10 protein-coding genes are annotated in these 12,821 nt (G+C 58.2%); 5 read left to right on the top strand and 5 right to left on the bottom strand.

What is annotated here, in order from left to right; translation table 11 throughout:
- Positions 1-38 precede the first annotated feature (38 nt).
- Both OGM60_08625 and OGM60_08620 read left to right on the top strand, forming a co-directional pair.
- Positions 39-1,025: a LacI family DNA-binding transcriptional regulator gene (locus tag OGM60_08625; GenBank protein UYJ00178.1), complete on the top strand. Its 987-nt coding sequence runs from the start codon at positions 39-41 to the stop codon at positions 1,023-1,025.
- Positions 1,026-1,154: 129 nt separating this feature from the next.
- Positions 1,155-2,315: an FprA family A-type flavoprotein gene (locus OGM60_08620; protein UYI98941.1), complete on the top strand. Its 1,161-nt coding sequence runs from the start codon at positions 1,155-1,157 to the stop codon at positions 2,313-2,315.
- Between the two features lie 65 nt (positions 2,316-2,380).
- Here OGM60_08620 and OGM60_08615 read toward each other — a convergent pair whose 3' ends face one another.
- Positions 2,381-3,184: a DeoR/GlpR family DNA-binding transcription regulator gene (locus OGM60_08615; protein ID UYI98940.1), complete on the bottom strand. Its 804-nt coding sequence runs from the start codon at positions 3,182-3,184 to the stop codon at positions 2,381-2,383.
- 334 nt (positions 3,185-3,518) lie between these two features.
- Here OGM60_08615 and OGM60_08610 point away from each other — a divergent pair, with 334 nt between their 5' ends.
- A complete protein-coding gene (locus OGM60_08610; protein ID UYI98939.1) occupies positions 3,519-4,376 on the top strand; it encodes a class II fructose-bisphosphate aldolase in 858 nt (285 codons plus the stop codon).
- Positions 4,377-4,597: 221 nt separating this feature from the next.
- Here the strand turns inward: OGM60_08610 and OGM60_08605 are convergent, their stop codons facing one another.
- The 3 genes from OGM60_08605 to vsr all read right to left on the bottom strand — a co-directional run bounded on the left by OGM60_08605 (position 4,598) and on the right by vsr (position 7,694).
- Positions 4,598-5,221: an HAD family hydrolase gene (locus OGM60_08605; GenBank protein UYI98938.1), complete on the bottom strand. Its 624-nt coding sequence runs from the start codon at positions 5,219-5,221 to the stop codon at positions 4,598-4,600.
- Positions 5,222-5,277: 56 nt separating this feature from the next.
- Positions 5,278-6,207, bottom strand: a complete 930-nt coding sequence (locus OGM60_08600) for a helix-turn-helix domain-containing protein (GenBank protein ID UYI98937.1) — start codon at positions 6,205-6,207, stop codon at positions 5,278-5,280.
- Positions 6,208-6,704: 497 nt separating this feature from the next.
- A complete protein-coding gene (gene vsr, locus OGM60_08595; protein ID UYI98936.1) occupies positions 6,705-7,694 on the bottom strand; it encodes a DNA mismatch endonuclease Vsr in 990 nt (329 codons plus the stop codon).
- 163 nt (positions 7,695-7,857) lie between these two features.
- On the opposite strand from vsr, the gene OGM60_08590 reads away from it, so the two are divergent.
- Both OGM60_08590 and OGM60_08585 read left to right on the top strand, forming a co-directional pair.
- Positions 7,858-8,628: an ABC transporter ATP-binding protein gene (locus OGM60_08590; GenBank protein ID UYJ00177.1), complete on the top strand. Its 771-nt coding sequence runs from the start codon at positions 7,858-7,860 to the stop codon at positions 8,626-8,628.
- Positions 8,618-10,870 (top strand): ABC transporter permease, encoded by a 2,253-nt coding sequence (locus tag OGM60_08585; protein ID UYI98935.1) that lies wholly within the window; start codon positions 8,618-8,620, stop codon positions 10,868-10,870. The genes OGM60_08590 and OGM60_08585 overlap by 11 nt, the downstream gene beginning before the upstream one ends.
- Positions 10,871-11,621: 751 nt before the next feature.
- Here the strand turns inward: OGM60_08585 and OGM60_08580 are convergent.
- Entirely contained in the window at positions 11,622-12,653 is a 1,032-nt protein-coding gene (locus OGM60_08580) for a 3-deoxy-7-phosphoheptulonate synthase (GenBank protein UYI98934.1), read from the bottom strand.
- Positions 12,654-12,821: the final 168 nt, after the last annotated feature.

The following is a 12,821-nucleotide window of genomic DNA, read 5'->3' as shown; positions in this document are numbered from 1 at the left end:
GGCGCCCTTCCAACGATACGGGTACGCGTCCGGTATCCATGGCCGACGTTGCCCGCGCTGCCGGTGTTTCGCAACAGACGGTTTCGCGCGTTGCCAACGGATTGCCCAACGTTAACGAACAGACGCGCCAGCGCGTGCAAGCCGCTATGCAAGAGCTCGGCTTCCGTCCGAGCTATGCCGGCCGTTCGTTGCGTGACGGCCGTTACCATTCGGTCGGCCTGTGCGTCAACGATGTCACCAAGTTTGGCAACCTCTCAATGATCGACGGCATCGCCAGCGCTGCTCGCGAGCATAATTGCGCCATCACACTGGTCGAGATGTCCAAGACCGAGGAATTCTCTCTTGCCGAGGCAACACGTCGTATGGCCGCGCTGCCCGTGGACGGCATCATTATCGGCATGAGCCGTATGGCTCCCGATTTTGAGACGTTCGATCCGTTGCCGGGTATTGGCACGGTCATCGTTACCATGTATGCGCACCCGCGGGTGACTACGGTTGACTCCGATCATTACGGCTGCTCGCTGTTGCTCATGGATCATCTGTTTGAGCTGGGACACGAGCAGATTCGTTATATCGGCGGCCCGTCCTTTTCGGTCGACGAGCAGTTCCGTCGCGCCGGTTGGCAGGATGCGCTCGAGCGTAAGCACATCGAGCCGGTAGAGCCGCTTGAGGGCGACTGGTCTGCCAACAGCGGTTACGAGGCCGGTAGGTACCTGGCCGAGCACGATCGCACCATGACGGCGATCTATGCGGCAAACGATCAGATGGCAAATGGCGCCATTGCAGCGCTGCGCGATAGCGGCTTGCGCGTGCCCGAGGACGTGAGCGTGGTGGGCGTCGATGACTCGCTCGACGACTTTGTCGCGCATAACGAGCTCACGACCGTTCGATTCGATTTGCATCAGCGTGGGCGCGAGGTATTCGAGCACGCGGTTCCCAAGGCGGGGGCAACGGACAAAACCGTCGCCATTCGCATCCCCGGTCAGCTCATCGTTCGACATAGCACGGCAGAGCCTCGCGCATAGTTTTTGCAGGTCAAAAGCGGTATATTCCGCATCAATAACAATCGATAAGGATGCCGGTAGATAGCTGTGGCTCTAAAGGCGAGTGTTATGATAGACGGGTTCTTTTGTCTATCTAGGAGGCTTTGCCTGATGGAGATCACCAAGGATATCCGCTACATTGGCGTCGACGATCACGACATTGACCTGTTCGAGGGCCAGTACGACGTGTCCGAGAATGGTATGGCATACAACAGCTACGTTATCTTGGGCGAGAAGATTGCCGTCGCCGATTCGGTCGATGGCGGCTTTGTCGACGAGTGGCTCGGCAACCTCGAGGCCGTGCTCGATGGCCGTACGCCCGACTACCTGGTCGTCCATCACATGGAGCCCGATCACTCTGCTGGCATCGCCGCCTTTATGGAGCGCTATCCCCAGGCACAGATTGTGGCTAGCATGGGCGCCTTCCGCATGATGGTCAACTACTTTGGCACCGACTACCCCGAGCGCAAGATGGTCGTCAAAGAGGGCGACGTGCTCGACCTGGGCGGCCACAGCCTGACCTTTGTCGGCGCCCCCAACGTTCACTGGCCCGAGGTACTCTTCTCCTACGAGGCCACCGACAAGGTGCTCTTTAGTGCCGACGGCTTTGGCAAGTTCGGCGCCAACGACATCGAAGATCCGGAAGGGTGGGCTTGCGAGGCTCGCCGCTACTACTTTGGCATCGTCGGCAAGTTCGGCAAGTTCGTGCAGGCTGTGCTCAAGAAGGCCGCCGATCTGGACATCCAGATCATCTGCCCGCTCCACGGCCCCGTGCTGACCGAGAACCTGGGCTACTACCTCGACACCTATAACACCTGGTCGAGCTATCAGCCCGAGGACGAGGGTATCACGATTGCCTATGCGAGCGTGTATGGCCATCTGAAGGCTGCCGTCGAGGAGCTCGCATCTGCGCTCGAGGCTCGCGGCCAGAAGGTCTCCGTCTTTGACCTGGCTCGCGACGACATGGCCGAGGCCGTTGAGGATGCGTTCCGCTACGACCGTCTGGTGCTCGCCTCCATTACCTATCAGGGCGAGATCTTCCCGTGCATGAGCACCTTTATCCACACGCTCGCCGAGCATGCCTACCAGAACCGCACCGTGGCGCTTGTCGAGTCCGGTTCCTGGGCGCCCGCAGCTGCCAAGGTTATGACCAAGGAGCTCGAGGGCATGAAGGACATCACCCTGACGCAGAACAAGGTGACTGTGCTGGGCTCGCTCAACGACGCCTCGCGCGCCCAAATCGAGGCCCTCGCCGACGAGCTGTCCAAGTAGCGATATATCGCTTTTAACGCTCAAACCACCACGAAGGGGACAGGCACCTTTGTGGTGGTTTTTGTTTAAGCGCCGGCGATGACGAGGGCTGGACGTGAGCTGTCAGTGGCCTCGGCGATCGAGGTGGCGACGGCATGGTCGGGGTCACGGTCCATCACGATGGAGTCGACATCGGCAAGCTCGGCAAAGCGGTACATGCCGCGTCCGTTAACCTTGCTGGCGTCCATGAGGGCGACGCTTTGATGGGCCGCGGTGATCATAGCCGTTTTGGTCTCGGCCATCTGGGGAAAGTCGGTCGTAAAGCCGCAGCTGGGGACAAAGGCGCCGGGGCACATGACGGCCAGATCGGCATGGACCATTTGGAGCGCCTGCATAGTGAGCGGTCCGTACAAATAACGATGGCCTTTGCGCAGCGCCCCGCCCAGCATGACGACATCGACTGAGGGCATGCTCTCGTCGATGTAATCGGCAATGGTAATGTCGGCCGTGATGACGGTGATACCGTCGCGCTGATCGAGGAGCTGGACGAACTCGAGCGCCGTGGTGCCCGAGTCGACGAGCAGCGTGTCGCCGTCATTGACGAGCTCGATGGCGCTTTGCGCGATGGCCTGCTTGGCGGCGACGTTGACATTGATGCGGCGATCCTGCGTGGAGACGGTCAGACGTTTGTGGAGTGATACGGCACCGCCGTGCGTGCGGCGCAGCTTGCCTGCTTCGGCGAGCGCGTCCAGGTCGGCGCGGGCGGTGACGGAGGACACGCCAAAGGTCTGGGCGATTTCTGCTACCTGCACCGAGGCATTATGATCGAGCATTTCCATAATGGCGGTACGGCGTTCGTCGGCAAAGGCACGGTTGGTGGCTTGGGCCATGCTTGCTCCATTCTCGGCTAAATTTGCAGGAATTGTGTTGACTCTATTTTCGTTCATTTTCTTTTTGAGTAAGAAAACGCCTTTCGATTACTTATCTTTTCTATAAAAGAAAGACGCTGAACGCCCAAAATTCAATATCGAATACGCCCACTCGGCTCCAATTCCTTCCGTTTACTTTTCAAAAACGACTGTATTGACCTGCATGGGCTCAATATCTCGCACATGCAAAGCCGCTGAATTTCATACAATGGACGCAGCAAAACGCAAGGTAAAACGCCTTGCGGACACGTACGCCCGATGTCCAGATGCGGGCGAGGGAGAGGAGCAAACGCTCATGGCACTTGTTACCACCGAAAAGATGCTCAAGGACGCTCAGGCCGGCCATTACGCCGTTGGCGCGTTCAACGTCGAGAACCTCGAGTTTGTTATGGCCGTTCTGGCCGCTGCCGAGGAGACCAAGTCCCCCGTCATCATGCAGACCACCCCGGGCACCATCAAGACCGCTGGTCTGGACTACTTCTACGGCATGGTCAAGGCTGCCGCCGAGCGCGCTTCCGTGCCCGTCGCCCTGCACCTCGATCATGGCGATGGCTATGACCGCTGCATGCAGGCTTTCCGCACTGGCTACACCTCTGTCATGATCGACGGTTCGCACGAGTCCTTCGAGGACAACATCGCCCTGACCAAGTCCGTCGCCGACGCTGGCCGCGCCATGGGTGTGCCCGTCGAGGCCGAGCTTGGCAAGGTTGGCGGCAAGGAGGACGACGGTCCCGCGGTTGAGGGCGAGAGCCCCTACACCGATCCGGCCGAGGCCAAGGAGTTCGTCGAGCGCACCGGCTGCACCTCGCTGGCCATTGGCGTTGGCACCAGCCACGGCGTGTACACGAGCGATCCTCACATCGAGCAGTCCGTGGTCAAGGCCATCCGCGACGCCGTCGACGTGCCGCTGGTTCTGCACGGCACTTCCGGTGTGCCCGATGAGCAGGTCGCCGAGGCCGTGAAGAACGGCATCTGCAAGGTCAACTACGCCACTGAGCTGCGTCAGGCCTACACCAAGGGCTTCATGGCCTACATGGCCGAGAACCCCGCCTGCTTCGACCCCAAGAAGCCGGCCAAGGAGGGCATGCGTGAGATTACCGAGCTGGTTAAGATCCGCATGACCAACCTCAACTCTGTGGGCAAAGCAGAGTAACAGCAAGGGTACTCTGACTCGCTACATATCCCGGGGAGGGACGAGGGCTTAGTTCCCCAATCGTCCTCGGGCATGCAAAAAGCCTCGCTGCGCACTTCGTGCGGCGAGGCTTTTTGCCCCCTGCGGAAAGATTGGGGAACTAAGCCCTCGTCCCTCCCAGGTTGACCTACTCGAGGTCGTCGCCCTTGTGGCGTTGGGACTGAAAGGGTGGGACGCGTGGGTTATTTGGTTGTTAGGGTTAACAGGTCGTTGGGGGTTTCGAGGTTGTAGGTGGCATTTGGGATGTCTTGGTGTGATCCCCATGCCGCTCTGGCAAAACTGACCCCTGCCGAAGTTGCGCATTGTTCGTCGTAGACGGTGTCGCCAACGTAGACGACGTTGCCAGGATTCGCGCCCGTACGCCGGAGATATTCGAGCATGGGAGCGGGTGCGGGTTTATGTTCGGTTGTGTCTTCGACAAGGATGATGTGCTCAAAATACTTATCGAAGCCAAGGGGTGCAATTTCTTCTGCGTATTCGTCGCGCGCACGTGAGGAGACGATGCCAAGTTTGCAGCCGTTGTCGGCGAGTGTTGCGATGACTTCAAGCAAACCTGGAAACACGCTGATGGTGCTTTTAAAGCTGGCGGCAACTTGGCACCAGCGATCCAACGTTGCCTGCGAGTAGATCCCAAGTTTCTCAAGGGCATCCTTGCCGGGTATGCCGAGGGCAAAATCAAGCCCGTGTCGGGGGAGCGTTTTGCTGGTCTCTTCTTGGACAATCTGGACAAGCGATGACAGAACGCTTTCTTCTGTATCTGCCAATGTCCCATCAACGTCAAATACGATATGGTCAAAGTGCTTCATATGATTGCTCCTCTCTGTTGTTTGCCTGCAAGTTTGATGCAGTGGCAGAAGAAGGGCTAGCGGGATTTCTGCCTGGTGCTATCGAGATTCTGCCTCGCTGCTCGATAGCTCGAAGGAGTGCATCCCATTTGTTCTTTAAATACCTGGCCAAGATGGCTTGCTGTCGCAAAGCCGCATTGGCGCGCGACTGTCTGGACCGTTCGCGTGGTGTGTGCCAAAAGTTCGCAAGCACGGTTTACGCGGTATGCACGCAGATATGCCGCCGGGGTCGTTCCTGCGCAAGCTTCGATAATGCGGTAACACTCTCTTTCGCTTACGCCGGCTGCAGATGCCATCTGGGGCACATCTATAGCGGCTGCATAGTTTGCGCGGATATAGTCCAGGATTGCCTTGAACTGTACGTCGCGGTTGGTCATCCAAGAGGCGTTGTCGGAGGAAAAGAGCGGTTCGGCCTTGGCGTTAATCTGAATCCAGAGCTCTGACAAACTATTTCGAAGCGCCATCTCGTTCTGCGGCCGTTGAAGGTCGTGGCTAAAGGAGCTCTTCAGCAAATCAATAAAGGGCATATCGTCGGGATTGGTGGGCGACCATTTGAGCACATCGACGCCTCGACATTGAAGCAATGGGTTGATGTAGCGCTTTTGGAGACGTCCCGCGGGATCGCCGAGCATCGACGGCTGAAAGATATGCAGCATTTGAATGGCTGGCGCCGAATTGGGTGATTGCAGCGTGCTGTGCAAAACGCCGCCGTTGATAAAGCCGGCGGACCCTTCCTCAAAGCGTACGTGCTCATGAGCCGCGCGCGTTCGATAGTCAATCGCTCCCTGCTCCATGTAGAAAAGCTCAACTTCGGAATGCCAGTGCCAGGGGATGGAATTGCCCGGATAGCGAGCGAATTCTGCGCGTTCGGCAATATAGGGCCAGTCTTCGGCGGTCTCGGGAAAAGCTTCCTCGCGTCCTCCGCGGTGCAATTCTATGTGATCCATGTTTCGCATGGCATCAGTATAAAGCGCGATGGGCTTAGATTGCTCTTGCCTGTTCGGGGAACGCCTTGTCTAGGGATGCTTGGAGCTTTTCGAACGATGCTCGCAAGTTGTGGCTTTGGTCGGTTGAGCGTTTGGCTTTTGTGGTGGGGGAGTCGAGGAGGCCGTTTCTCTGTGTCGGGGGGAAGGAGAAAAGGTCTGCATGATTTAGGGATGGCTGCTGTGCTGCGTCATTGGAAGAATGCATGCTTATGCGGCCTCCTCGATATCCACCAAAAGGTTGCGCACGGGGTTTGCTGCTAGGTCCCGTGCGTTGGCAGTATTATGCCGCGGCTGCTGCAAAGAAGCGCTAAAGAAAGGCTTAACCTGGTTTGGTGTTACGATGAAACCGCAGGTCAGAGGTATCGAGTAACACTCTTGAAAGGTTTTGGGCTTAAGGGCTTTCTAAGGTTTGTGACGTGGATGTGGCGCAGACGTGCGGAGCGTGTGAATGCTCGCTGTTAGCGCTGCGGCTCTGCGGCTCGCACCTGCTCGATGACCTTTTCCATCGTGGCGTCGATGCGGTCTTTTTTGAGCTCGCATTCCCAGATGGTTATGGGCGTCCAGCCCATTTGAGTGAGTGCTGTCACAGCAGCACGGTCGCGCTCGACGTTGCGACGGAACTTTGCCTCCCAAAACTCAACGTTGCGCTTGGGCTGGCTCGGGCTGCACTTAGGGCAGCGATGCCAAAAGCAGCCGTTGACGAAGATGGCGATCTTGCGCCCAGGAAAGGCGATGTCGGGCTTGCCGGGAACCTTCCATTCCAGGCGATAGCCGGTGAGGCCCGCGGCGCGCAGGCGCTGGCGAACGAGCAGCTCGGGCTTGGTGTTGGCGCGCTTGTTGCCCTTCATGGACTTTTTGATGGCGGCGCGACGGCGCACCAGTTCGCGCTCGTCGGCGGAAAGGTCCGAGGTATCGATGCCGTCGAGCAGACCGGGCTTGGGACGCTTTTTGCTGCGGCGCTTAGGTGCTCGCTTGGGCTTGGTGGCGGGCTCCTCGGTCGTGGCGGCCTCGGCATCTTTGGCAGTGCTGTTGACCTTAAGCCGATCTTCCTTCAACTCAATCAGGGCATCGATAAGCCCCTTGTCGGCGGGCATCCACTCAACGGTGGCAAGCGAGGTGCGCGGAATCCAACGGATATCGAGCTGACGGTCGTGCTTCTGAGGCTCAGCGGATTCATCGGCGAGCGAGCAGTAGTAGCATTCCATGGAGAGATGAAAATCGGGGTAGTCATACTCAACGGTGTAGAAATCGCGCAGGTTGTTGACCTTCACCTGCAGCTCTTCCATGAGCTCGCGGCGCACGGCGTCCTCGGGCGTCTCGCCGCGCATGAGCTTGCCACCTGGGAACTCCCAAAGTCCCTGCATGTCGCCATAGCCGCGCTGCACGGCCAGTAGCTCGTCGGATCCTTCCTTGCGAATGATCCCAGCGGCAACATGAACAGTCTTCAACAGGAGTCCTCTCTCAACATCAACACGTGACAGGCTAGCTACCCGTACCTTACACAACGGTAAGGCAAGCGTAAGCCATATCGATGGTAGCCGACTCGTCTTCTTGCGACTATAGATGCCGTAGACTAATTGCAAGAAAGGACTCGGTATGCAAACCACGCACATGGCGACCCCGGTACTGGAGGTCGCGCATCTCGAAAAGGTATATGGAGCGCTGGGCAACGTGACCCGCGCGCTCAACGATGTCAGCTTTACCGTCAACCGCGCCGAATTCGTTGGCATCATGGGCGCCTCGGGCTCGGGCAAGTCGACGTTGCTCAACTGCGTCTCGACCATCGATAGCGCCACGAGCGGCACCATCCGCATCAACGGGCAGGACGTAACACGCATGAAGCAGGCTAAGCTTTCGCAGTTCCGCCGCGAGGAGCTCGGCTTTATCTTCCAGGATTCCAACCTGCTCGATACGCTCACGGCGCGCGAGAACATCGCCCTGCCGCTCACCATCGCCCGCACAAACTCGGCAGAGATTTCGACTCGCGTGCAGGATGTGGCCGCGCGCCTGTCCATCAGCCAGGTGCTCGACAAGTATCCCTACCAGATGTCCGGCGGTCAGCAGCAGCGCGTTGCCGCGGCTCGCGCGCTCGTCACCGACCCAACCATGATCATGGCCGACGAGCCCACCGGCGCCCTCGATTCCAAGAGCGCTCGCCTGCTGCTCGAGAGCCTGGAGGCCCTTAACCGCCGCCTACGCGCCACCGTGCTCATGGTCACGCACGACAGCTTTGCCGCCAGCTACACGAGCCGCGTGCTGTTCATTCGCGACGGCAAGATCTTCACCGAGCTGCGCCGCGGCGACACCGACCGCCGAGAGTTCTTCGACCGCATTATGGAGGTCGTTGCCATGATGGGCGGTGAGGGCTCCGATGCTCTGTAAACTCGCTTGGGGCAACGTCCGCCGCGCCGGCCGCGACTACCTCGTCTACCTTTTGACGCTCACCCTGGGCGTCACGGTCTTCTATGCCTTTAACACCATCTCGATGCAAGTCGACATCGCCGGCATCGATGAAAAGGGCTTGGCGCAGGTTATGGGCAGCATGCTCGGCGACCTGACGTACTTTTTGGCCGGTGTCATGGCCTTTTTGATGGTGTATGCCAATAACTTCATCATGAAACGCCGCAAGAAGGAGTTTGGCCTGTATCAGGTGCTCGGCATGGGGCGCGGACGCGTCGCCACGATCATGGCGCTCGAGACGGTGATTGTCTCGGTCGTGGCCTTTGTCGCCGGCATTGTGCTGGGTGTGGGACTCTCCCAGCTCATGACGTTCTTTACGGCCTCGCTTTTTAAGACACAGATCGCCAATTTCCACTTCTTTTTCTCGGTGCATGCGTTCAACCTGACCCTTGTCTGCATGCTCGTGATGTTTGTGCTCACGCTACTGCTGAACCTTCGCGCCGTGCGTCGTACCAAACTTATCGAGCTTATGGGTGCCGAGCGTCGCAACGAGAGCATCAAGACACGCAACCCCTGGATTGCGATTGCCATCTTTGCCGTGGGCGTGGCGCTTGTGGGCGTGGCCTATTACCGTCTGCTACGTGATGGGTTCCCGCTAACCGCGACGGACAGCAAGCTGCAAGAGGCCATGAACCAGTTTGGTATTACGACCGCTATGGTTACCGTGGGCACCTTTGCCCTGTTCTGGGGACTCTCAGGCATGCTCATCAAGCTGCTGCAGAGCCTGCGCGGCGTGTATTGGCGCGGCCTCAACATGTTTACCGTGCGCCAGCTTGCGGCCAAGGTCAACACGGTGTGCTTTTCGATGGGCGTCATCGCGATGCTCCTGTTTTTGGCCATCACCTCGGTGACGTGCGGTATGTCGATTGCCAACGTGATGAACGAGAACCTGGAGCGCTATAACCCTGTTGACGTGTCTCAGACGTATGTCTATTACACGCCCGATACGCTTGACTACTACAAAGAGTACATCAATCCGTCTGAAGCCGATCGCATGGTGCTGGCCGATACAACGGTCGATTTGTACCCCGCATGGCACGGCGATCCATGGCACGGCGATCGTATCGATTCCGATAACGTTGCGGACGGCATTAAGGGCAAGTCGGCGGACAACAACGACGAGACCGGCAAGAAGGTCAATATCGCCGATGTTGCCGGTGAGCATGTGCAGATCGATTCGTATCTGAGTTACCCGGTTGGCGGCTCGAATCCTTCGGTGACCCCAAGTGAGATGTGCAAGATCATGGGCGAAAAGCTTCCCAAGGCGTTCGGGGGTAGCAATGCCGATGCGATGGGTCTGTTTGTGACGCCGGCGAGCCAGTACAACAAACTGCGCCAGATGATGGGCGAGGAGCCGGTGCACATCGGTCACGACCAGTATCTGCTCACGTGTGATATGGGCGGCGAGCTGGTCGACCTGTACACCAAATACATGGCCGGCGGCCATACCCTCACCTTGGGCGGGCATACACTCAAGCCCGCAGCCGATAAGTCGGACGAAGATACGGCGGCCATCGCCAACTCGGCGATGGGCAGTAATCCGGGTACCGTCGTCGTTGCCGACGAGCTGTTGTCCCAACTTAATCTGCAGCCGTATTCCAGTAGCCTGCTCGTTAACTACAAACAGGGGATGGATACGACCGAGGCAGACGAGAGTATTAAATACACTGTGCTCGACAATCTGCTCGTTGACGGCAAGGAGCCGGGGTCGTGGGGAACCTTCATCACACGCTCCGAGATGTACACGCAAGCAGCGCAAATGAACGGTCTTATTAGCTACCTAGCCATCTACATCGGCTTTGTATTGGTCGTTGCATGCGCGGCGATTCTGTCGATCCAGCAACTCTCCAACGTGGCCGACGGCAGCCGCAGCTATCGTGTGCTGGCACAGATCGGCTGCGACGACCGCCAGATTCGCCATTCGGTGATGGCGCAGCAAGCGGTATTCTTCCTGTTCCCGCTGGCAGTGGGCCTGGCGCACTCCTTTGTGGCACTTAAGGTGATCATCGAGCTGGTGAGCATTTTCGGAAATATGAGCATCGGCGGCACCGTGGGCCTCACCTGTGCAATCTTCCTGGCAGCATACGGTGGCTACTTCCTGGTGACCTATCTCATGAGCACCGGCATGGTACAAGCTGCCATCGCCACCCGTTACAGCGAGTAACAAGCGGGCAAAATCGTCGCAAAATCAGAGGCGTATGACCGCCGCGAAGGGACCAGGGGCCCTTTCGCGGCGGTTTTTGCCAATCTGGTGCGTCTTAGATACAAGTGAGTAGACTATTTTGAACCTGCCAAGCACATCGCGACAAATGCTCAATAAAACCGCAGGTCAGAGCCGTGGCGTTTTGGGGCGTGCTTGGCTTCCTGCAAAAAGTCTACTCACTTGGTTTTTCTGCTAGAAGACCGCCGCGAGGGAAGGCAGCTCTCTCGCGGCGGTTTGGACGTTTGCCCAGATAAAAGCTGCCCAAATTAACCTGTCCCTTTTTGGTAGGTGGTTTCAGCTGAACGGCGGGCCGTGCGGCTTGGGTATGCGGGCTCACAATCTGGGGAAACCGAACAGATTGGGGGCTTGTATGATCGATTCGAAGGGAACCGTGCGACTCGAGGGCATGTTTGACAGAGTGATAGTCGTTGGGGACGTTCTTAAACGACTAGTCAAACAAGAATGTCCCCAACGACTACCCAAGGAGTGTCCCAAACTGCCGACAGAAAAGGAGCGTCCCTAACTGCTACATCCGGAGCAAGACAACGCCGCGGTTAGAGGACGGACAGCGAGCGGGTCGCATTTGAGACAAGGTGACGTGAAACGAAAGGGCGCTGACCTTCTGGTCGCGCCCTTGAAGTTGAACGTCAGATTGTCCAAATGCGACCCGCGCAGCGTCGGCCGGTTACGGCGTTTGGTAAAACGCCGTAACCTACACCCGCTCCGCGATTTCGTGGATGAGGTAGTCGGTCTTTTCCCAGCCCAGGCACGGGTCGGTGATCGACTTGCCAAAGACGCCGCCGTCGACCGGCTGATTGCCGTCCTCCAGGTAGGACTCGATCATAAAGCCCTTGACTAGCTTAGAGACGGACTCATTGCGGCGGCAGCTGTCGAGCACCTCCTTGCAAATACGATACTGCTCCAGCGGACGTTTGCCCGAGTTGTCGTGGTTGCAGTCGATGACCGCTGCCGGGTTGGCATAGCCGGCATGCTCGGTATAGCGCTCGGCCAGGCGCTCCAGGTGCTCGTAGTGGTAATTGGGGTAGGTACGACCGTCGAGACCGATGTAGCCACGCATGACGGCGTGTGCGAGCGGATTGCCGTCGCATTCAACCTCCCAGTTGCGGAAGATAAAGCTCTGATGTGCCTGGGCGGCGTAGATGGAGTTGAGCATGACGGTGGTGGAACCGGCGGTGGGGTTCTTCATGCCCACAGGCACCGAAATGCCGCTCGATACCAAGCGATGCTCCTGGTTTTCGACCGAGCGGGCGCCTACGGCGACGTAGCTCAGCAGGTCGACGAGGTACTGGTAGTTGGACGGGTAGAGCATCTCGTCGGCGGTAAAGAAACCGGTCTCCTCGATGACGCGCAGGTGCATGTGGCGAATGGCCTTAACGCCTTCGAGCAGGTCATCGGGCGCCTCGGGGTCGGGGTTGTGCAGCAGACCCTTGTAGCCGGTGCCTTTGGTGCGCGGCTTGTTGGTGTAGACGCGCGGAATGATGATGAGCTTGTCCTTGACCTCTTCGGCGACCTTGGCCAGCCGGTTCATGTACTCAAGCACCGAATCTTCGCGGTCGGCAGAGCACGGGCCGATGATGAGTACCTTGCGCGCGTCCTCGCCGGTAAAGACTTTGGCGACCTCGGCGTCAAATGCCTGCTTTTTGGCAGTAAGCTCGGCGGAAAGCGGCATCTCCTCGCGGATCTCCATGGGGATCGGCAGCCTGCGTTTGAAATCCATGGCCATGCGGGGCCTCCTCAATCTATAGAAAGAACAATAAGCGTATTGTCGAATGCTCGGCATTATCCGCTGTCGCACGCTAAAGTGCAAGCAAAACCTGCCAAAAAGGGACAGGTTTATTTTGGTCGGTTTTATCTGGGGAAATGCCGGCACTCGCTGGAAGGGGAGGACCGG

This window comes from Coriobacteriaceae bacterium (genome assembly GCA_025757745.1).
Taxonomy (GTDB): Bacteria; Actinomycetota; Coriobacteriia; order Coriobacteriales; family Coriobacteriaceae; genus Collinsella.
This window is presented reverse-complemented; position numbering and strand designations above follow the sequence as displayed.